Origin of the sequence: Shewanella putrefaciens, assembly GCF_016406305.1 — a bacterium.
In the GTDB taxonomy this organism is placed as follows: Bacteria; Pseudomonadota; Gammaproteobacteria; order Enterobacterales; family Shewanellaceae; genus Shewanella; species Shewanella putrefaciens_C.
The window spans coordinates 690,509-710,961 of record NZ_CP066369.1; the positions used below are offsets into that span (position 1 = coordinate 690,509).

General features: G+C 46.9%; 18 protein-coding genes and 3 tRNA genes. 14 read left to right on the forward strand and 7 right to left on the reverse strand.

Translation table 11 applies throughout. The features are described from left to right. Positions 1-241 precede the first annotated feature (241 nt). Positions 242-433, reverse strand: coding sequence for a bacterioferritin-associated ferredoxin (locus JFT56_RS03070; RefSeq protein ID WP_007644598.1), 192 nt, complete (start codon positions 431-433; stop codon positions 242-244). Positions 434-547: 114 nt separating this feature from the next. After that, a complete protein-coding gene (locus tag JFT56_RS03075; protein WP_198782256.1) occupies positions 548-1,483 on the reverse strand; it encodes a D-2-hydroxyacid dehydrogenase in 936 nt (311 codons plus the stop codon). 91 nt (positions 1,484-1,574) lie between these two features. Here JFT56_RS03075 and JFT56_RS03080 point away from each other — a divergent pair, with 91 nt between their 5' ends. Further along, a complete protein-coding gene (locus JFT56_RS03080; RefSeq protein WP_198782257.1) occupies positions 1,575-1,910 on the forward strand; it encodes a DUF3392 domain-containing protein in 336 nt (111 codons plus the stop codon). Positions 1,911-1,928: 18 nt separating this feature from the next. On the opposite strand, the gene JFT56_RS03085 is transcribed toward JFT56_RS03080, so the two are convergent. The 5 genes from JFT56_RS03085 to rsgA form a co-directional block, all read right to left on the reverse strand. Beyond that, the gene (locus JFT56_RS03085; protein WP_198782258.1) at positions 1,929-2,651 is read right to left on the reverse strand and encodes a glycerophosphodiester phosphodiesterase; all 723 of its coding nucleotides are present in this window, start codon (positions 2,649-2,651) and stop codon (positions 1,929-1,931) included. A 14-nt stretch (positions 2,652-2,665) separates the two neighbouring features. Continuing rightward, positions 2,666-5,869: a mechanosensitive ion channel domain-containing protein gene (locus JFT56_RS03090; RefSeq protein ID WP_198782259.1), complete on the reverse strand. Its 3,204-nt coding sequence runs from the start codon at positions 5,867-5,869 to the stop codon at positions 2,666-2,668. A gap of 69 nt (positions 5,870-5,938) precedes the next feature. Then, entirely contained in the window at positions 5,939-6,820 is an 882-nt protein-coding gene (locus JFT56_RS03095; RefSeq protein ID WP_198783486.1) for a DMT family transporter, read from the reverse strand. 21 nt (positions 6,821-6,841) lie between these two features. After that, positions 6,842-7,720 carry an archaetidylserine decarboxylase gene (asd, locus tag JFT56_RS03100; RefSeq protein ID WP_198782260.1) on the reverse strand — a complete coding sequence of 293 codons (879 nt, stop codon included), beginning with the start codon at positions 7,718-7,720 and terminating at the stop codon, positions 6,842-6,844. Between the two features lie 62 nt (positions 7,721-7,782). Further along, positions 7,783-8,847 (reverse strand): small ribosomal subunit biogenesis GTPase RsgA, encoded by a 1,065-nt coding sequence (gene rsgA / locus JFT56_RS03105; protein ID WP_198782261.1) that lies wholly within the window; start codon positions 8,845-8,847, stop codon positions 7,783-7,785. 112 nt (positions 8,848-8,959) lie between these two features. On the opposite strand from rsgA, the gene orn reads away from it, so the two are divergent. The 13 genes from orn (at position 8,960) to hflK (ending at position 20,451) form a co-directional block, all read left to right on the forward strand. Next, positions 8,960-9,505, forward strand: a complete 546-nt coding sequence (gene orn / locus JFT56_RS03110; protein WP_198782262.1) for an oligoribonuclease — start codon at positions 8,960-8,962, stop codon at positions 9,503-9,505. Between the two features lie 196 nt (positions 9,506-9,701). Continuing rightward, a tRNA-Gly gene (locus JFT56_RS03115) sits at positions 9,702-9,777 on the forward strand. Positions 9,778-9,821: 44 nt separating this feature from the next. Beyond that, positions 9,822-9,897 (forward strand) — tRNA-Gly (locus JFT56_RS03120). Positions 9,898-9,903: 6 nt separating this feature from the next. Next, positions 9,904-9,979: transfer RNA gene (locus JFT56_RS03125), tRNA-Gly, on the forward strand. Between the two features lie 532 nt (positions 9,980-10,511). Beyond that, entirely contained in the window at positions 10,512-10,967 is a 456-nt protein-coding gene (locus tag JFT56_RS03130) for a hypothetical protein (RefSeq protein WP_198782263.1), read from the forward strand. A gap of 258 nt (positions 10,968-11,225) precedes the next feature. Further along, positions 11,226-12,725 (forward strand): NAD(P)H-hydrate dehydratase, encoded by a 1,500-nt coding sequence (locus JFT56_RS03135; RefSeq protein ID WP_198782264.1) that lies wholly within the window; start codon positions 11,226-11,228, stop codon positions 12,723-12,725. An 89-nt stretch (positions 12,726-12,814) separates the two neighbouring features. Then, entirely contained in the window at positions 12,815-13,273 is a 459-nt protein-coding gene (gene tsaE, locus JFT56_RS03140) for a tRNA (adenosine(37)-N6)-threonylcarbamoyltransferase complex ATPase subunit type 1 TsaE (protein ID WP_198782265.1), read from the forward strand. A gap of 8 nt (positions 13,274-13,281) precedes the next feature. After that, positions 13,282-14,754 (forward strand): N-acetylmuramoyl-L-alanine amidase, encoded by a 1,473-nt coding sequence (locus JFT56_RS03145; RefSeq protein ID WP_198782266.1) that lies wholly within the window; start codon positions 13,282-13,284, stop codon positions 14,752-14,754. Between the two features lie 13 nt (positions 14,755-14,767). After that, positions 14,768-16,657, forward strand: coding sequence for a DNA mismatch repair endonuclease MutL (mutL, locus tag JFT56_RS03150; RefSeq protein WP_198782267.1), 1,890 nt, complete (start codon positions 14,768-14,770; stop codon positions 16,655-16,657). Continuing rightward, entirely contained in the window at positions 16,650-17,576 is a 927-nt protein-coding gene (miaA, locus tag JFT56_RS03155) for a tRNA (adenosine(37)-N6)-dimethylallyltransferase MiaA (RefSeq protein WP_198782268.1), read from the forward strand. The genes mutL and miaA overlap by 8 nt, the downstream gene beginning before the upstream one ends. Positions 17,577-17,668: 92 nt before the next feature. Then, positions 17,669-17,941: an RNA chaperone Hfq gene (gene hfq, locus JFT56_RS03160; RefSeq protein WP_198782269.1), complete on the forward strand. Its 273-nt coding sequence runs from the start codon at positions 17,669-17,671 to the stop codon at positions 17,939-17,941. A gap of 23 nt (positions 17,942-17,964) precedes the next feature. Continuing rightward, complete coding sequence (hflX, locus tag JFT56_RS03165) at positions 17,965-19,272, forward strand: ribosome rescue GTPase HflX (RefSeq protein WP_198782270.1); 1,308 nt, start codon at positions 17,965-17,967, stop codon at positions 19,270-19,272. A 36-nt stretch (positions 19,273-19,308) separates the two neighbouring features. Further along, positions 19,309-20,451 (forward strand): FtsH protease activity modulator HflK, encoded by a 1,143-nt coding sequence (gene hflK, locus JFT56_RS03170; protein ID WP_198782271.1) that lies wholly within the window; start codon positions 19,309-19,311, stop codon positions 20,449-20,451. Positions 20,452-20,453: the final 2 nt, after the last annotated feature.

Consider the following 20,453-nt stretch of genomic DNA (forward strand, 5'->3'; position numbering starts at 1 on the left):
TGGGGAGGCGCGTAATGGGGGCACCATCAATAAACCGAACCGCAGGTGTGGTTTTACTCACTTGCACAAATGCGCCCATGGCCGACAAAGGCGAAAGCTAGCCTGCCTATTGATTGGGTTAATTCGAAATAGATCAATTAAATAGAGAGGGATATTAGATAGAGAGGTCAATTAGAGGGGCGTCAAGGAGACGTTTGGGTCTGTAGAGGGATACGCAAAGGCCGAACGAAAACTTCAGAGCTTAAGCGACCTCGTAATAATTTGGCTCGAGTTCTAATTGGTTCTGAATGATCTGCACTGCCATTCTGGCGCATTTACCACACTGATTTGCAACACCCAAGCGCTTCTTAACATCAGCGAGTGAGCTGTCGCCCTGGCTTACGGCATTTTTAATTTGCGTGTCAGTGATTGCATGGCAAAGACAAACGTACATTTTTTCGTCCCCAATCTGAATTGTGCTAATTCTAAATGAAAACACTTATCAAATGCAATCGTGATTTTTTATCTTAGCCAAAGTCTTTACTTATTTTGTTACGCGGCGCGCATTTTAGTAACCCCTAGCAAAGTCAATTTGGGATAACAAGGGCTCACCTTTGATGAATCTATGGTAGTTATCGCTAAAAATATCAACGATTTGCTCTGGATGGCTGGGCGCCGAAATGTGTGGTGTGATCACAGCGTTAGGTCTGTCCCAAATAGGGTGGCTTGCTGGTAAAGGTTCTTGGTGAAATACATCTAATACCGCTTGTTGCAACGGATGGGCGATAAGCTGCGCATTGAGTGCATCGAGATCTAATACATCGCCACGGCCCACATTCATCAGGATGGCATCTTCCTTTAGCATTGATAGCCTAGGTGCATTCAGAATATTGCGCGTTTCCGGTGTGCTTGGCAGCAAATTGACGACCACATCGGCATCATTTATGGCTAGTTCTAATCTTGATATGACTTCAATTTGATCAAACCCTGCAACGGCTTGACCGCTGCGGTTTATTCCCGTCACTTGCATCCCAAAATGTTTTGCCGTCTGTGCAACTTGCTGTGCAATAGAGCCCGTACCGAGCAGTAGGAGCCGCATTCCTTGTAATGTCGAGTGGCGCATTGGGGGCTGAGCCTGCCAGTTTTTTTGCCGCTGTTGTTGCTCGTAAAAATGGTGTCCACGGATATGTGCAAGCAAATAACCAAACAGATACTCACTCATTAACGGCCCAAAAATTCCTTTTATATTAGTGAGCTGATAGTCTTTCCTTCCCCTTGGACTGAGTAGGGCATCGATACCCGCAAAGCTAGACTGTAGCCATTGCAGTTTTTTGGCGTGGGGCAATAAAGGTGCGGCGAGTTTAGGTTCAGCGAGCCAGATGTCGGCGTTAGCGATATTGGCGGGGTCATCACTGAGTAACACGAGATCCGTTAGCTTTTGTGCCTCAATCAGTTGGCGATAATGCTCATTTGCCTTAGTGAGTAAGAGTAACTTGTGCCCCATGGCGTCTCCCTTTATGCTTGGTTATCGTTATTTTTCAATGTGCTGGTGGTCAAGATTTGGGGCTACGTAGCACCTTTTTAGGTTGAGTATTATGTTTGAACAGTTAGTTGCGATCATTGCCCACTTGGGGAATATGCTGCGCCCTTGGGCATTTGATATTGCCACCGCTATGTTGGTGTGTCTGATTTTAGTGTTTTCGGCCGATATTAACCGCACGATCAGGCGCCATCTTTTGGGGCATTCCTTTGTGTTACGAACCGTTGTTTTTATTATTGTAAATGCCTTCGGCTATGGTCTATTGATTGTCAAAGTCATCCCTTGGATGGCAAGGCAAATCGTGGCTATGCCATCCCATTGGATGTTTCTACTCATTCTGGCCATGTTTATTTTTATCGGCTATTGGGCACAGCGAAATAACCAAGCTTAATCACCCTAGATAACTCACTTACTCAAAATAACCTTGGTAATTGGTGCTGCTGGTTTGAGTGAGTGCTTTCATGGCCCGATCGGGATAATTGCTAAAAATACCGTCGACCCCCATTTGCTTAAGTGCATGAATATCATCTTGATGATCGACGGTATAGACATACACTTTAGCGCCCCTGTGGTGGGCATCATCTACCAGAGCTTGGCTGATAAAACTGATATCTAAGTGTAATGAGTAAGCCGCTAGTTCACTGACTACCGCCGCGCCATCTAAGGGAATACTGGCAAGGAGTGGTGCGACTAAGGCCCCAGGTAATGCCTGCTTTACTGCCTGCAGATAGGGGTGATTAAAGGAGGAAAGCAGCAATTGCTCAGGAGTAAAACCGAGTTCGTTTAATGCCTTTGGATATAAGTCGAGCAAAGGTGCAACGGTATTTATGCCCTTCAACTCAATATTGACTATGCAGCGACCCGCAACCAATTCAAGCACTTGCCAGAGTGTTGGGATTGGCTCACCCTTCACATTAATGCTTTCAAGGTAGGCACGATCGATTAAGTGGATGACGCCAGTGCCTGAGCTTTTATGATCGAGCCGCCTATCATGGAATACGACCAGTTCGCCTTCGACATTATGGACATCAAGCTCGATAGCTTGGACACCTAATTGCAGTGCTTTAGCCATGGCGGCTAAGGTGTTTTCAACCTCGTAACCGCTGGCGCCGCGGTGAGCAAAAATAAGCATGTTCTACAATCCTGTTAACTTCGAATAATGCCGACCTGATCGCGATTCTGGCCATTTTTGATATGGATTTCCATTTGCGGATAGGCGAGTTCTAAATTGTTTTCTTTGAGCTTTTTAGTGATGCGTTTATGAAGATCATGGCGCAGTGGCCAGCGAGCCGACATATCTTTGGCGTAGGCGCGCACCTCGTAATCTTGGGTGTGCTTACCAAAACCTGCAAACCAAACCTCAGGCTCTGGATTTGGCAGCGCATCTTCACATTCCTGCACCGCTTGATAGAGGGTCGCCTCGACTTTTGCGGGATCCGAGTCCCTTGCAACCGCGACATACACTATCACTCGAGTAATAGGATCGGATAGCGACCAGTTGATCAGCTGTTCGGTGATAAAGGCTTTATTGGGAATAATAATTTCCTTTCTATCCCAGTCGATAATCGTCGTAGCGCGGATCTGAATTTTACTCACAGTGCCGGTGAGATCGCGGATAGTGACCGTATCGCCAATGCGCACGGGTTTTTCAAACAGAATAATCAGACCCGAGATAAAGTTGGCAAAAATCTCCTGCAAACCAAAACCTAGACCGAGTGATAATGCGGCAATTAACCACTGCAGTTTGGACCATTCCATCCCAAGGTTTGAAAAGCCAATCAATAGGCCTAAAAAGACCACTAAATAGCGGCTGACCGTGGTAATCGCAAATCCGGTGCCGGGCGTAAGGTCGAGCCGTTGGAGGATCATCAGCTCTAATAATCCGGGAAGATTGGTCGCTATCATCAATGAAAACCCTACAATGATTAATCCAAACATCAGGGATTTCATGGTGATAGGTAACTGTTGTTCTAAACCATTAATGCTAGTGTTAGTGGTCCACAGGGTGATGCCATCGAGGAAGGAAAACAGTGCCGTGTGGGTTTGAGTCCAGAGGCCAATCAAGCTGGCTAAAAATGCGAGCAGCAACAGTGAGCGGACTAAGCCTAGGGACTGGCTCGAAATAGTTTCGAGGTCGACAACGGGTTCCTCGTAGGTGTCTAGGCCATCATTGGATGGATGGTGTGTTTCCCCTTTTTCCCGTTGGGCTAGTCGTTCGGCACGTTTGGCCTTAGCACGGTCGAAGGCGATACGCCGGCGTTCGATCAACATCCAACGTTTAATGAGTTGATATAGCAGTAAAAAGCCTAGGCCTAATATTAACGACAGTTGCAGCTGTAGCAGCATCTGGAAGGCGGTAAAGTAGTAGCCTCTGAAGGCAAGTCCAGCACTCAGTAGCGGCACCGAAATCAATAGGGCCCAGAGCATTTTTTGCAGCAGCTTCTTATTCTTACCGTCTTTTTGACTATCGATATTTTGACGGCTCAGGATGAGAATGTCCTTGTAGAGCAAGAACAACATAATACAAAAGAGGATAAATGCGCCTCGGCCTATGCTGTTACGCACTAAAGAGGCGTCTAATACTTCGGTAAACCCCATTAATCCCAATAGGGGGCTCACGACTAACACAAAGTGCTTCAGCCGAAATTGGCCCGCTTGGATAAGTTTTGAGGGGCGCTTAAAGTGTCCAACCAAAACGCCCTTATTGAGGGCCAAGATAAAAATCAAACGATACAATAAATACACTAGGCCAATGGCCAAAATCCCCATCCCCACGGCCTGCACGAAGTTGCGGTCGGATTGGTAGAAAATCCACCCGGCAATGACCACAGGCAGAGGTTTGATTAAGGCATAACCAATGCTGCAAATAAGTGCTTTTAGGGTGTAAATAAACTTATCTTGGGTCACGTTACCCACATAGGTAGCGTAATGGGTGAGTAGCCGATTAAATTTAGGTGTCACGAGATCTTGGATAACGAGACACAGCACCAGCAGAATGATCCACCATGACCAATAGTCGTTTTGCTCTTGCCAGGCTTCATTGAGTTGTTCCCACTGCGCTTGTTGCACTAACCATAGGGTGCTGCGCTGGACATCTGTCAGCCATAATTTATTGATACTGGCCGCATTAGGCACCCAGAATAAATGTTCGTTAAGGGTATTTTTAAGTGTGAGGTTTTGCTGGCTAAGCTGTTGATAATTTACCTTAAGTTTGCCAAGTTCACTCAGGTATTGATCATAACCTTGCATTAACTGTGTGAGCAGCACTTGCTGGGAGTTAAGCAGCTTAATTTGTGCATCAGTGTAGTGGCTTGGCTGCTCTAATTCCTGTTCATTAAGCGCTTGCTGTTGCTCAAGGTGATATCTGTCTAAGCGCGCATCGGCGATAAGCGTTTGCAGTTTTTCGTGGTTGGGTGGCTTAGGCAGTGATTGCAGCATTTGCAAGAAGCGTTCACCGAAGGCGGAATTCATTTTTACCCAAGTAATTTGTTCTTGAATATTCGCCAGTTGCTTAGCTTGGGATTGATATTGGATCTCGGCTTGTTCCTGCTGCTCAATCACATTGTTGATTTGCAAGGTTAAGGTTTGCAGTTTTTGGCCATAGATCTGGTTGGTATCGATAATATTGCGCGTCACAGGATCGACGGCTTTATCCGTCGCAACCAGATTTTTGGCTAAGGTTGCATCGGTTTGCTGTTGGCGCTGTTTATTCATGGCCTTGTTGATGGCTTCAATCAAGGCTTCCTGTTGGATCAACTGCTGCCGTACTAACTGCAATTGTAATTGGGTCAGTTCGATACGCTTTTGGCTGCTGGCGAGTTCCGCTTCATTGGTCGTTAGGGTCTGTTCTAGGAAGATCCGCTGGGTTTGCTGCAATTCCCCCGTTGGGGTATCTAAGGGCGCAAGCTCAGACTTCTTGCTTTGCAGCACATTCTGCCTTGCCGTGGCAATTACAGAGGGTAAAAGATTATGGCGCTGCAATAACTCATTGACTTGATTGCCTAAGGTAGACTCACTTTCCTTTAATTCCGACAAGCGTAAATAGGCCATCGATGCCTGTTGGCTGAGATCTGTGCCTTTTTTCAGTTTAAGTTGTACTGCTGCTTCTTTGAGATCTTGATTAATGGTCTTTTTATTTTTTTCAAAATCCAGTTGAGCCTGCTGGAAACTTGCCGCCTCCGCCGCCAGTCTATCGATGTTGTTTTTTAGCTCAGCAATTTGTTCATCAATGCTAATGGCTTGTTGCTGATTTTGGTTGTTTAAACCAAGACGTTTATCCAACTGCAAGGGCGAATTGGCTAAGGAGTGGAAAGAGAAAAAAGCAATAACGAACAATAAAATACGTAGCATATCGACTAAAAACAACTCGGGGAAAATGGCGCACTCATCTTAGCCAACTTAGGCTGAGATTGGTATGTTTCAGTGCTTCTTTTTTTGCCGCTGTGATTGATGCGACTGGTGGGTTTCAAAAATTGCCGTGGCAACGATTATCGTGCCGCCAATCAGGGTTGTGAGACTCAATTCTTCACCCAAAATCACCAGCGCCAGCATGGCACCATAAAAGGGTTGTAAACAGGAGACGAGCCCGACGGTTTTTGCACTTAAGTGCCGCAGTGCCGAGGTAAACAATGCGTGGGGTGCCGCGGTAAATACCACACCAAGCAGGATAATTAATCCCCAGACATCTAATGGAATACTGTTAAGGTCGGCCTCATGCCAAGGCAACAAAAAAACCACGGCTACTAAGGTCTGGTAAAACATCGCATGGGGGCCAGAGTATTGGGTAAAGTAGCGTTTTTGCAGCAAATTTCGGGCGGTAAATAACATGGCCGAGAGAATGCCGATAGCGATCCCTAGGGTGGTATCATTGCCAAGATTGGCCTCGGGGATCAATAAAATCACCCCGATGAGCACTAATACGCCGCTAGCAATATCCTGGGGTTTGATTTTATGCCCCGTTAGCAGAGGCTCGGCAATCACTGTCATCACAGGATAGGTAAAAAAGGCAATCATGCCTATGGCAACGGAGGAGAGCTGCATAGCGGCAAAATAGGTGACCCAATGCAGGCTCACAATTACGCCTAAACCGATAGCAACCAGATAATCTTGTTTGCTCGCCAAGGTTAAGTGCTGACGGCGAAATTTTACCAATAGGCCTAAAACCACGGAGGCGACGCAGCAGCGCAAGAGGGTGATATCGAGTGCACTTAAGGGTATGAGTTTTGAGAACAATGCTGTGCCGCCAAACATCAGCACAGCAAGATGTAACTCGATTAATCCTGAGGATTTAGCAGCACTCACATTCGATGCACTCAAAAACGCTTAGTCCGCTGATTTTACACCGTTAAGATTGGCAAAGGCTTGGCCCATACGGGTTACCGCCTCGGCTTCAACCCCTTCGGCAAAGGTGTCAATCGCGTCTTTAGCAAATAGCATCACCACAGTACTGCCCAATTTAAAGCGGCCCATTTCATCGCCCTTATCTAAGGTGATGGCATCTGGCCCCACAGTGGGGTATTCCCAAGTGAACACTTGCTTACCTGTAGGTGGTGTGATGGTGCCGGCCCAGACGGTTTCAATGCTGGCAACGATAGTCGCGCCAACTAACACCATAGCCAGGGGGCCTAGCTCGGTTTCAAAAATCGCCACCACACGTTCGTTACGGGCGAAAAGGCCGGGAACGTGTCTTGCGGTTAATGGATTGACCGAAAATAGCTCGCCGGGCACATAGGTCATCTTCGATAAAGTGCCTTTAATTGGCATATGGATACGGTGGTAATCCTTAGGCGCTAAGTAGATAGTCGCGAAATCACCGCCTTCGAAGCGCTTGGCATCTTCGGCTTGATCGCCCAATAAGGTGAGCGAAGAGTAGTGGTGGCCCTTAGCCTGGAAAATACGCCCATCTTTGATTGGCCCCAGTTGGCTAACCGCGCCGTCCACCGGATGCACCATAATTTGGGGATTTGGGTTGATGGGGCGGATCCCTGGTTTTAAGGCTCGGGTAAAAAAGTCATTGAAGCTGGTGTAAGCCTCAGGTTCGCTCTGGGCCGCTTCGCTCATATCAATTTTATATTGCTTGATAAACCACTTGATGGCGGCTGTGGTCAAGGCGCCAGCTTGCGCGGCGGCGAGCTTACCCACTAAACGTGATAATAGGTGTTTTGGCAGCATGTACTGCAGGGCAATTTTGACTTTATCCAATTTTAATTCCTTTTCTTACCGCTCAATCTGTGCTGAGACCGTTGTTATTCATCAATAAGTTGTTATTCATCCGCCGCGGCGCGGAAATGTCGCGCATGGCGTTGCTCATCTAGGCTGGCAATAATGCGGTGGTAATTGTTGAAGCGATCTTCACTAATTTTACCTTCATTAACAGCGGCTTTTAATGCGCAACCTGGGTCATCACCGTGCTTGCAGTCGCGGAATTTACAGCCACCTAAAAAGTCACGGAATTCGATAAAGCACCAGCCTACACGCTGTGCGGGTAAGTGCCACAGGGCAAATTCACGTACGCCGGGGGAGTCAATCAAATCGCCGCCACTGGGCAAATGCAATAGCTTGGCCGTGGTCGTCGTGTGCTGACCTAAACCCGAGTTATCGGAAACATCACCCACTAAGAGATCCGCATCCGGCAATAGCGCATTGATGATAGAAGATTTACCTACACCAGACTGACCCGCAAATACGCTGACTTTATCCTTAAGTAAGCCCTTGATGGTATCGATACCTTCGCCTAACTTGCTGCTGACCTTATAAACCGGATAGCCAATATCTTTATAGCGCTGTAGCGCTTCATCTATTGCCAGGGCTTCATCTGGGTTGAGTAAGTCAATTTTATTCAAAACGATGATAGGCGGAATGTCGGTATCTTCGGCGGCGACTAGGTAGCGGTCGATAATTTGGGTGGTAAAGCTGGGTAATACCGAGGACACAATTAAAATCTGGTCGATATTCGAGGCGATAATCTTAACGCCATCGTATAAATCTGGGCGTGTTAGCGAAGAGCGTCTAGGGTGAACGGCTTCAACGATACCCGCGATACCGCTGTTGGCTTGGCTCTCAATGGCTAAACGCACAACGACCTTGTCGCCAGTGACTAAACTATTAATGGTTCGGCGAATATTGCAACGTACTATCTGGCCGTCTTCGGTTTCGATATCGGCATGTTGGCCAAAACGGGAAATCACAGTGCCGCTCTGTTCGGCTCCGAGTGAACTATCCTGTAACTCTGGCGTGTTTTTTTCGCCGTTGTCACGATTGAGTCGTTTCTCGTGATTGGCACGCATACGGCGTAATTGACCTTGGCTTAGGGGTTTCTTTTTACTCACTGATTCTTCTTCGTCAATTAGGTGATTTTTTGTGTTGGAAAAAAGCAGTATGATACACGCTCTTGAATAAAAATGCCTGAATTTAGGCTAACTGACACAATAAGGCAGATTTATGGCGGCAGATGCAAATAATCTCATTTGGATTGACCTAGAGATGACGGGACTAGAGCCCGATGTAGACAGGATCATTGAAATTGCCACATTAGTAACGGACCAAGAACTCAATATTATCGGTCAAGGCCCTGTGATCGCCATTCATCAGTCGGATGACGTACTGGCGGCCATGGATGATTGGAATCAAAAACACCATGGCGAATCTGGGCTGATTGACCGTGTGCGTGCAAGCCAAGATAACGAAGCACAAGCCATTGCTAAGACGATTGCTTTTTTAGAGCAATATGTGCCTAAAGGCGCTTCCCCTATGTGTGGCAACAGTGTTGGCCAAGATAGGCGCTTCTTAAATCGTTATATGCGTGAATTGGAGGATTACTTCCATTATCGCAACCTTGATGTCAGTACGATAAAAGAGCTAGTGAGACGCTGGAGCCCTGAGACTATGGCGGGTTTTAAGAAGCAAGGAACCCACCAAGCACTGCAGGACATTCAAGAATCGATCGCTGAATTACAATATTATCGCAGCAAAGTATTTAAAATTTGACCGATCAGCAGATAAATCTGCAAGAAGGGGTTGCAGCCGCATGAATTTTTCATATAATGCGGCCTCAACTTTTTGATGCGGACATGAAGCGCCGAACATATAAGTGATTGCGACATTAGCTCAGTTGGCAAGGGTTGAAAGACGATACCTTTGTTAATGTTGAAGGTTGAAGGCAAATGTAGCAGCGATACAAAAGGCGACATTAGCTCAGTTGGTAGAGCGATACCTTGCCAAGGTATAGGTCATCGGTTCGAACCCGATATGTCGCTCCAAATACAATTTTAGTGATTTACCAAGTCATTAAATACAAAATTATGCGACATTAGCTCAGTTGGTAGAGCGATACCTTGCCAAGGTATAGGTCATCGGTTCGAACCCGATATGTCGCTCCAAATTATGCGACATTAGCTCAGTTGGTAGAGCGATACCTTGCCAAGGTATAGGTCATCGGTTCGAACCCGATATGTCGCTCCAAATTCCAATCTTTAAATGTCAATCCAACATTAGCTCAGTTGCGCTCTTAATATGGCGATACCTTTTTTTTCCAAGGTATAGGTCATCGGTTAGAACCGCTCTTGATTAAAATCACGTCGCTCCAATTTCAAACTATTCTAGCCTTTAACTGTAAATGCGACATTAGCTCAGTTGAGTTCTTAGTGTGGCGATACCTTTGTGATTGTTAAATTAGTCAAGGTATAGGTCATCGGTTCGAACCGCTTTTGATTAAAATCACGTCGCTCTAAATTTCAAACTATTCCATCCTTTAGCTGTAAATGCGACATTAGCTCAGTTGCTGTTTTCGGCTATGTTTTTCATTTTGTGATAATTAAAACAGCTAGGCTAATGCGTGATCTGCGCCTTGTTTCTTCAAGAATGCCTAAATTAGATGGCGTTGCGAAAGTTAAATTATGACCTTGTTCAAATATTCTTAGCACTTTTACTCACATAATGAACACAGACAAAGTTAATAGCGCCAAGTTGTTGGCCTGACAGTGGAGTGCATTATATGCGTATTCAACAATTGCGTGATCTACTCGAGTATGTGGCAAATTGTCGCTTAGATATGGCGCAACTCTATGGCCGGCTCATGAATCAAGCCGATTCGGCTCGAGTGAAAATGATGTTGGAATATTTTGAGTCCCATCAAAAAAAGGTGGCGGAGAACCTGCGTGATTATATGGACGATGCTCCTCACCGCATCCTAGATACTTGGTATAAAGACTTTGTATTTGAAGACTTTACCAAGCGCTGCCAAGACACAATGTTGCCCGCAAATATGAATGAAGAAGATGTGCTTAATTTGCATCTCGACTTGGAAAATCGCCTCATTGGCCTATTGGAGAAAACCGTTAATTCGACTACGGCAGAGGATGCCCGTAGCGCATTGGCCGACTTAATCCGGGTGGAGAAAACGCAGCAACAACGCTTAGTCCATAGCACAATTCGGATGGATGATATCTAGCTCAAACTGCCATTCCCTATAACAAAGCCAGCTGATTGCTGGTTTTGTTGTTTCTATCGCGGCTTTTTTATTGCCATCCCGTGGATATTTTCGCTCAGCAACTGATTTACGTCATAATTTGGCGGAGCGGTTTTTGCTACTTTCTTGATCTAATGAACGGTGTTTAATCCTTTATCAGTAAGACGATTGAATCAATGCGTTCAATGGGTTGAGTGATGAAGCGAGATATTTATTCTTTGGTGGCGCAGGAGCTTATCTATGGCACAAGATTTATCAAGATTACCCACGGCGCTTTATACCCAGCAGCAAATTAGGGAAGCTGAGTTGCTCGCAGTGACTGAGGGTGAGTCGACATTTTATGGCTTGGTCGAGCGGGCGGGTCGTGCTGCTTTTGAATGTTTGGTTAAACATTGTGCCGAGCGGGGCGGTATTCAATCTAAAACAGTCTCAATCCTCGTTGGCAGCGGTAATAATGGTGCCGATGCCTTAGTCTGTGCTCGGCTTTTGCTTGAGGCGGGGATCTCGGTTTGTGTCATGTTGCTCAAAACTACTGGCAGCGACGAGTTTGAACAGGCATTAACGGCTTACCTTAATCAAGGTGGTACGGCTCAATCCATTAAAACTGAAGATATTCTACAGGCAGAGATCATAGTTGATGGTCTGCTTGGGACTGGCGTGCAGGGCAGTGTACGGGAGGAAACGGCAGAGTTGATCCACGCCGTTAACCAAAGTACTGCCTGGGTATTGAGCCTAGATCTCCCGTCGGGAATTATTGCCGATACGGGGACTGTTGCGGGGGTTGCTGTTATGGCCGATGTGACCCTATGTTTTGGCGGTATAAAACAGGGGTTACTCACCAGCAAGGCGCGGCACTATAGCGGTTTTATTGAATTTGCCGATCTAGGTTTAACGCCATTCTTTAGAGATTGCAACGCCTTACGTGTTGGCAGAGAAATGCTAAAAGGCTATTTTGCCGCCCGTGCGAGGGATAGTCATAAGGGGCAATCGGGCAAAGTGACTCTGATTGGTGGTGATATCGGTATGGCTGGGGCTATACGTCTTGCCAGTGAAGCCTGTTTACGTGCAGGAGCTGGGTTGGTCACAGTGATAAGTCGCCCCGAACATCAACTAACAGTCAATGTTTCCCGTCCTGAATTGATGTTTTGGGGCTGCGATCTCGTGGATATGGAGGTGTATCTGCGTCTTGGTTGGGCTCAAGTTATAGTGCTTGGGCCTGGGCTGGGTAAACATGATTGGGGTTATAACTTATTTAAAGCGGTGGGCCTGAGTGATAAACCCTGTGTATTAGATGCCGATGCATTGAATCTGCTCAGTAATGAACCTCGCAGGCAAACAAATTGGGTGTTAACGCCCCATCCAGGGGAAGCCGCCCGTTTATTGGGGTGCTCTGTCGCTGATATTGAGCAGGACAGATTTGCCGCCGTGCGCGCAATGCAGCAGAAGTATGGCGGTGTAGTGCTTTTAAAGGGCGCGGGTACTGTGATTTTCGACGGTAAGCAAATGGTTGTCGCACCTGTGGGTAACCCTGGGCTTGCCAGTGGTGGGTGTGGGGATGTGTTATCTGGTATTATAGGTGCGCTCATGGCACAGGGAATGGATAATATGCAGGCAACCGTCGTTGGGGTGGTTGTCCATGGCTGCGCTGCGGATCTTGCCGCAGTACAAGGTGAACGGGGCATGTTAGCGAGTGATTTAATGCCTTTTATTCGCCAATTAGTGAATAGTGATTTACTCTAGGCGGTATGTGAGACTCAAGCATAGGCCATTGCTGGTTTTTTATGCTTGAGCAACCTCATCCATCAACAATAGTAGTGATATAAGTGGAAATGACAGAGTTAACCTTTTTTTTAAAAAACGAAGACGACACCATTGCGGTAGGGCAAAAATTGGCTCGCCATGTTCAAGCGCCTTTGACTCTGTATTTAACGGGTGATTTGGGTGCCGGTAAGACGACTTTGAGTCGCGGCTTAATTCAGGGGTTGGGCCATAAAGGTGCAGTTAAAAGCCCGACTTACACTTTAGTTGAACCTTATGAGCTTGATGGTGTCGAAGTTTATCATTTTGATTTGTATCGTTTAAACGATCCTGAAGAACTCGAGTTTATGGGGATCCGCGATTACTTTACCCATAAGAGCCTGTGTATAGTGGAATGGCCTGATAAAGGAGAAGGTTTGTTGCCCGATGCCGATATCCACCTGCATTTAAGTTATGCCAATACTGGGCGTGAAATCCAAATCCAAGCTTTATCAGAATCAGGTAAAAAGCTATTAGCCGCGATAAAATAAAAACAACAATGACTAAAAATAAGCATTACTTTCAAATTATTACTGTTTTATTGTGTGCCTTTTTTACTGTGTCTGCCCATGCGGCAAATCAGTTAGAAGGCGTACGTATTTGGGCCGCCCCGGAATCGACCCGCGTCGTATTCGACTTAAGTGAAGCACCAAACTACACACACTTTTCCATCGATGGCCCGAATCGCTTAGTGGTCGATCTTAAAAAGGCATCGACTAAGCTAAACCTTAAAAATATCGATAATAATAGCAAGTTGGTTAAAGGGATCCGGGTGAGTAAATCCCCGACCAAAGGTGATTTGCGCTTAGTGATCGATCTGGTTAAACCGTTAAACGCCAACTTATTTTCCCTACCCGTTACCGCGCCTTACGGCAATCGTCTGGTGGTAGACCTCGAAGATAAAACCGTCACTACGGCAACGGCAGTTGTATCATCAACCCCGGTTAAAACGGTGACCCAAGCGGCGCAATCCTCCCGTGATATTGTGATTGCTATCGACGCCGGCCACGGTGGTGACGATCCCGGTTCAATTGGCCCTTCTGGGGTATACGAGAAGAAGGTCGCCCTTGAAATTGCGCGGCGGGTTTCGAGTAAAATTAATGACACGCCTGGGATGCGTGCCGTGATGATCCGTACCGGCGATTATTTTGTGAATTTAAATAAACGCTCGGAACTGGCTCGTAACAGTAAGGCGGACCTGTTGATTTCTATCCATGCGGATGCTTTTACTTCACCCAATCCCCGTGGAGCCTCCGTATGGGTGCTCTCCATGCGTCGTGCCAATAGTGAAATTGGTCGCTGGTTAGAGCAAAAAGAAAAGCATTCAGAACTGCTTGGTGGTGCGGGGGAGATTATCCAAAATACCGATAATGAACAATATCTTGCAATGACATTGCTCGATATGTCCATGAACAGCTCCATGGCCATTGGCCACTCCGTTGCGGGGGATATTTTAAAAGATCTAGGCGGCGTGACACAATTGCATAAGAGTCGCCCCGAGTCCGCGAGTTTAGCCGTGTTAAAGTCGCCGGATATTCCTTCAATCTTGGTGGAAACAGGTTTTATTTCAAACCCCAAAGAAGAACGTTTGTTATCGAGCAGTCGTCATCAAGAGAGCATCGCCAATGCTATTTATAAGGGTGTGAGTCGTTACTATCATAATAATCCGCCAGCGGATACCTTACTTGCCCAAAGGCGGGGTGGAAGTTCCAGCAGTGCTAAGTCAGTAAAAACAACTACAAAAGCATCAACCGAAAAAACGCCGACGGAAAGAACCCCGACGGAAAGAACCCCTACAGCCTATGTTGATGATACTGCTCCGACAAAGGTTAAGCATAAGGTCCGTCGCGGTGAGTCTTTATCTGCAATCGCGCTGCGCTACAGTGTGTCTATGTCCAGTATTAAACAAGCGAATGGAATGAAATCCGATGTAGTGCAGTTAGGCCAAACCCTAGTGATCCCTGAGAGCTAACATGGAAAAAACTATGGGTATTCAGATCCTTCCTCCACAACTGGCCAACCAGATTGCCGCCGGCGAAGTCGTTGAAAGGCCTGCTTCAGTCGTCAAAGAGCTAGTCGAGAACAGCTTAGATGCGGGTGCGACGCGCATCGATATTGAAATCGATAGGGGAGGCAGTAAGCTTATCAAGATCCGTGATAATGGCTCGGGGATCCCAAAGGACGAACTTGCCTTAGCATTATCACGCCATGCAACATCCAAATTGCATACGCTGGACGATCTCGAAGCTATCTTAAGTTTTGGCTTTCGCGGGGAAGCGCTCGCCAGTATTAGTTCAGTCTCTCGCTTAACCTTAACGTCACGCACGCTTAAGCAAACCGAAGCTTGGCAAGCCCAGGCCGAAGGGGCCGATATGGCGGTTAAGGTGATGCCCGCCGCTCATCCCGTGGGCTCGACCATTGAAGTGATGGATCTATTTTTCAATACCCCGGCTCGTAGACGCTTCTTAAAGAGTGATAAAACCGAATTTACCCATATCGATGAATGGTTAAAACGTATCGCATTAGTACGGGGAGATATCCATTTTACCTTGACTCACAATGGTAAAACGGTGCGTAACTATCGCCCCGCGATGAATGAGCCTCAATATTTACAGCGGCTGACGCAGGTCGCCGGACGGCAATTTGCCGATGAGGCGCTGCGGGTTGAATGCCAGCATGATGATCTGCGCCTAAGTGGTTATTTGCAGTCGCCTTGGTCAACCGTGCTTACAGACACCCATTATTTCTATGTGAATGGTCGACTGGTGCGTGACCGTCTTGTGAATCATGCGGTGCGTCAAGCCTTTGCGCAAAAAGCCGAACTTGAACAGCCAGGTTATGTACTGATGTTGGACATCGACCCCCATCAAGTGGATGTCAATGTCCACCCCGCTAAGCATGAAGTCAGGTTCCATCAGAGCCGTTATGTGCATGATTATATTTTGCAGGCGTTGCAATCGGCGCTAGAGGAAGCTGGCGAGTTCAGTTTTGAACCAAACTCGCCACAACTAGAAGATAATCTTCATGTTAGCCAGCCAGCGCATTCTGCTTTCGAGCTTAAATCTTCAGATGCGAAAGACAGCCTCGCCTGGGTTGATACGTCTAGGGAGAGTCAAACTGAAACGGCATTAGCTGGATCTCGTTCTGCTGACATTCCAAGGACTCGCGCTGGAACTGTGATTCATAGCAACGCCTTTGGGAGCATGGCTGTGCCAAGGGAGACTCGCAGTGGTGCGGCAGGGGGAGCTCGACCGCGTACTGAGCTGCCTTCAAAGGCCGCAATTGCAAGCTATGGTGCGTTATTGCAAACCCCATCCTACAGCGTGCAGGATAAGGTGTATCAACCAGCGCAACCTATGCCTGCGATACTCGATGGACAATTTTGGGTATTTACTGATGGGCCAAAATTAAGTTTATTACGTATTGAGTCTGCAGCATTAGCGATCCGCTGCCATGAAATTGAAATGAAACTGGCTACAGGGTTGATTGGGCAGCCTTTATTGATGCCAGTATCGGTCGCTGCCGATACTGAGTGGCAGTCGTTAATCGATGAGCACGAGACCTTAATACGTCAACTGGGATTAGAACTGACAATTCGTTACCAGCAGTTGATAATTAAAAAAGTGCCCCCATATCTCAGGGACAGCCCGTTGGCTAAGGTGATCCCCGAGTGGTTACAATCGCTGCGTTTTGAGGCGCCAGCACCCAATGCATTAGCTGTGTGGCTGGCGGAGCAGAGTCTAGCGGGATTTGTGTCAGCGCCTGAGATCTGGGCTGCATTTTGTCAGTTAAGTGAAGAGAAAAGACAGTATATCACCAAAAATGCAATATCCTTACCTTGGCAGTCGTGGCTAGAAGAGCAAGCAAGTGAATAAAAAACAACAGCCTAAAGTGTTATTCCTTATGGGGCCTACGGCCTCGGGGAAAACGGCTTTAGCACTAGAGTTGGCCGAGAAACACAACTGTGAAATTATCTCAGTTGACTCCGCCCTGATTTATCGTGGTATGGATATTGGCAGCGCCAAACCTTCGGCTGAAGAATTAGCCCGTTGGCCGCATCGCTTAATCGATATTCGCGATCCGGCCGAAAGTTACTCGGCTGCCGATTTTCGAACCGATGCACTGGCAGAGATTGAACAAATTATCAGCATGGGAAAAACACCCCTATTGGTCGGTGGCACCATGATGTATTTTAAGGCGTTATTAGAAGGATTATCACCGCTTCCCAGTGCCAATGAAGCGATACGGGCAGAGATCCAAGCCGAGGCGGACACTAAGGGGTGGGACGTGCTGCACGACCAATTACGGGAGATAGATCCCGTGTCGGCAGAAAGAATTCATCCTAATGATCCACAAAGGCTTTCAAGAGCGCTGGAAGTCTATAGAATAAGCGGCAAGAGTCTGACTGAGCTGACACACACTAAGTCAGCACCTTTGCCCTACGATGTGGTGCAATTTGCCATTGCCCCCCGCGAGCGTAAAGTGTTACATGACTTAATAGCGCAGCGCTTTAAGATCATGTTGCAGCAAGGTTTTATTGATGAAGTTACGCAGCTAAAAACGAGAAATGACCTGCATTTAGATTTACCATCAATGCGTTGTGTGGGATATCGACAATGTTGGCAGTACCTCGATGGTGAGTTTGACTATGATACTATGGTCGAAAAAGCAGTTGCAGCTACTAGGCAATTGGCTAAGCGTCAATTAACATGGTTGCGCAGTTGGCCAGAGTTGAATTGGCTTGAAAGTGGTGCTGAGGGGAATTTAGTTACACTTATGCGTCAATGCCGCTAGCTTATTAGCCCTTGCTGTATAATACTAAAACTAAACAAAAAACTTCACTGATATAGATTTATTTTTATATAAATTAAAAAGGAAATAATAAAATGGCTAAGGGGCAATCTTTACAAGACCCATTTTTGAACGCACTGCGCCGCGAGCGCGTTCCTGTATCAATTTACTTGGTAAACGGCATTAAACTCCAGGGACAGGTAGAGTCGTTTGATCAATTTGTCATTCTGTTGAAAAACACAGTGAGCCAAATGGTTTACAAACACGCTATTTCTACCGTGGTTCCCGCTCGTCCATTCAACGTTACTGGCCATCAAAATGCCCAGGGCGGATACGGCGCGCAGGATGATATGCCTAGTGGTGAATAAGTTTTATTTGAGGAGTTTGCTTCTTGTTTGATCGTTATGAGGCGGGAGAAACAGCGGTTCTTGTCCATATCGACTTTTCCGATGAGGAACGCCGAGAAGACTTAGTCGAGCTACAGCTACTCGTTGAGTCCGCTGGCGCGCGTTCAGTCGGGGTCATTACTGGAAGTCGACGCTCACCAGACCGCAAGTTTTTTGTGGGATCTGGAAAAGCCGAAGAATTAGCCGCACTTGTGGCTGCGACTGAGGCCAATGTGGTGATTTTTAACCACGCCTTGAGTCCTGCCCAAGAGCGTAATCTTGAGCAAGTGTGCCAGTGCCGAGTATTGGACCGGACCACGCTTATTTTGGATATTTTTGCTCAACGTGCACGGACTCACGAAGGTAAGTTGCAGGTGGAGCTAGCGCAATTGCGTCACATGTCGACTCGCCTTGTGCGTGGTTGGACTCACCTTGAGCGCCAAAAAGGCGGTATTGGTTTACGTGGGCCTGGGGAAACTCAGCTTGAAACCGATAGACGTCTGCTCAGGGGGCGGATTAAAAATATCAATAAGCGCTTAGAGCGAGTTGATAAGCAACGTGAGCAGAGCCGCCGCGCCCGTAAGCGCAGCGAAATGCCAACGGTTTCATTGGTAGGTTATACCAACGCGGGCAAATCAACCTTGTTCAATGCGTTAACCTCGTCAGACGTTTATGCAGCCGATCAGTTATTTGCCACACTCGATCCCACGCTTAGAAAGCTCGATTTACCCGATGGTGCCGTGATATTAGCGGATACAGTGGGGTTTATTCGTCATCTGCCACACGATCTCGTCGCCGCATTTAAGGCAACGCTACAGGAGACTCGTCAGGCGGAATTACTACTGCATATTGTTGATTGTGCAGATGAAAATATGGCGGATAATTTTGAACAAGTGCAAAATGTGCTGAAAGACATCGAAGCCGATGAAGTCATGCAGCTGGTCGTTTGTAATAAAATTGACCTGCTTGAAGATGTGACACCTCGAATCGAGTATGACGATACAGGCAAGCCTGTTCGCGTATGGGTTTCGGCACAAAAGCGTTTGGGGTTTGATTTACTCCTCAAGGCTATCACTGAGCTTATTGGTGAGGTCATTAGGGAGTTAACACTTAGAATTCCGGCAACTGCTGGACATTATCTTGGCCAGTTTTATCGACTGGATGCGATACAGCAGAAAGAGTACGACGATCTGGGGAACTGTATTTTGTCTGTTCGTTTATCGGACGCCGATTGGCGCCGATTAGCTAAACAGAGTCAGGGTGAGTTAGAAACCTTTATCTTCGATACGTCGATAGAAAAGGCTGTTTGTTAATAATCTAATTTATTTCATCCACTTATGGAGTGTTAAATGGCTTGGAACGAGCCCGGTAACAAGGGTAATGATCCTTGGGGAAATAAAGGTGGTAACGACAAAGGACCACCGGACCTTGATGAGGTTTTTCGTAATCTTTCAAAGCGCTTTGGCGGCAAAGGCAATGGCTCATCAGGCCAGAACTTTAGTTCGTTTGGCTTAATCATCATTCTTGCCATTGCTTTAGCTGTTTGGGGACTCTCGGGTTTTTACACAATTAAAGAGGCTGAGCGTGGTGTAGCACTGCGTTTTGGTCAACACAATGGTGAAATTGGCCCTGGCCTTCACTGGAAAGCGACCTTTATCGACCAGATTTATCCCGTCGACATTCAATCGGTTCGCTCTATTCCAGCGTCTGGTAGCATGCTGACATCCGATGAAAACGTCGTGAAAGTTGAGCTTGATGTGCAGTATCGTATTTTAGATGCGTACTCGTATCTATTCAGTGCGGTTGATGCCAATGCCAGCTTACGTGAAGCGACCGATAGCGCCCTGCGTTATGTGATTGGTCATAACAAGATGGACGATATTCTGACCACGGGCCGTGATGCTATTCGTCGCGACACTTGGAAAGAATTAGAACGTATTCTTGAACCGTACAAATTGGGCCTTGAGGTTGTCGACGTTAACTTCTTACCTGCGCGTCCGCCAGAAGAAGTGAAAGATGCCTTCGATGATGCTATTTCTGCCCAAGAAGATGAACAGCGCTTTATTCGTGAAGCTGAAGCCTATGCCCGTGAAATTGAACCCAAAGCACGTGGTGAAGTGGAACGCATGGCGCAACAAGCTAATGCCTATAAAGAGCGTGAAATCCTAGAAGCTCGCGGTAAGGTTGCTCGTTTTGAGTTGCTGTTACCTGAGTACCAAGCGGCGCCTGAAGTCACTCGTAAACGCTTGTATTTAGATACAATGCAGCAGGTGATGACGGAGACCAACAAAGTGCTGATTGATGCCAAAAACAATGGCAACTTAATGTACTTGCCGTTAGACAAGTTAATGAAAGAGAAGACAGCGACACCTGATCTTGAACCTAAGCCTCAGCAGAATGTCAATTCTTCATCTGTATCAACGACTCGCATTGGTGAGCCTTTGAGTGGACGTCCGTCCCGCGATGATCGTACTCGCCAAGGGAGGGATTAATT

Coding starts and splice junctions, on each gene's coding strand:
- JFT56_RS03070 (WP_007644598.1), bottom strand. CDS start 433: ATGTACGTTTGTCTTTGCCATGCAATCACTGACACGCAAATTAAAAAT.
- JFT56_RS03075 (WP_198782256.1), bottom strand. CDS start 1,483: ATGGGGCACAAGTTACTCTTACTCACTAAGGCAAATGAGCATTATCGC.
- JFT56_RS03080 (WP_198782257.1), top strand. CDS start 1,575: ATGTTTGAACAGTTAGTTGCGATCATTGCCCACTTGGGGAATATGCTG.
- JFT56_RS03085 (WP_198782258.1), bottom strand. CDS start 2,651: ATGCTTATTTTTGCTCACCGCGGCGCCAGCGGTTACGAGGTTGAAAAC.
- JFT56_RS03090 (WP_198782259.1), bottom strand. CDS start 5,869: ATGCTACGTATTTTATTGTTCGTTATTGCTTTTTTCTCTTTCCACTCC.
- orn (WP_198782262.1), top strand. CDS start 8,960: ATGGCGGCAGATGCAAATAATCTCATTTGGATTGACCTAGAGATGACG.
- JFT56_RS03130 (WP_198782263.1), top strand. CDS start 10,512: ATGCGTATTCAACAATTGCGTGATCTACTCGAGTATGTGGCAAATTGT.
- JFT56_RS03135 (WP_198782264.1), top strand. CDS start 11,226: ATGGCACAAGATTTATCAAGATTACCCACGGCGCTTTATACCCAGCAG.
- tsaE (WP_198782265.1), top strand. CDS start 12,815: ATGACAGAGTTAACCTTTTTTTTAAAAAACGAAGACGACACCATTGCG.
- JFT56_RS03145 (WP_198782266.1), top strand. CDS start 13,282: ATGACTAAAAATAAGCATTACTTTCAAATTATTACTGTTTTATTGTGT.
- mutL (WP_198782267.1), top strand. CDS start 14,768: ATGGGTATTCAGATCCTTCCTCCACAACTGGCCAACCAGATTGCCGCC.
- hfq (WP_198782269.1), top strand. CDS start 17,669: ATGGCTAAGGGGCAATCTTTACAAGACCCATTTTTGAACGCACTGCGC.
- hflK (WP_198782271.1), top strand. CDS start 19,309: ATGGCTTGGAACGAGCCCGGTAACAAGGGTAATGATCCTTGGGGAAAT.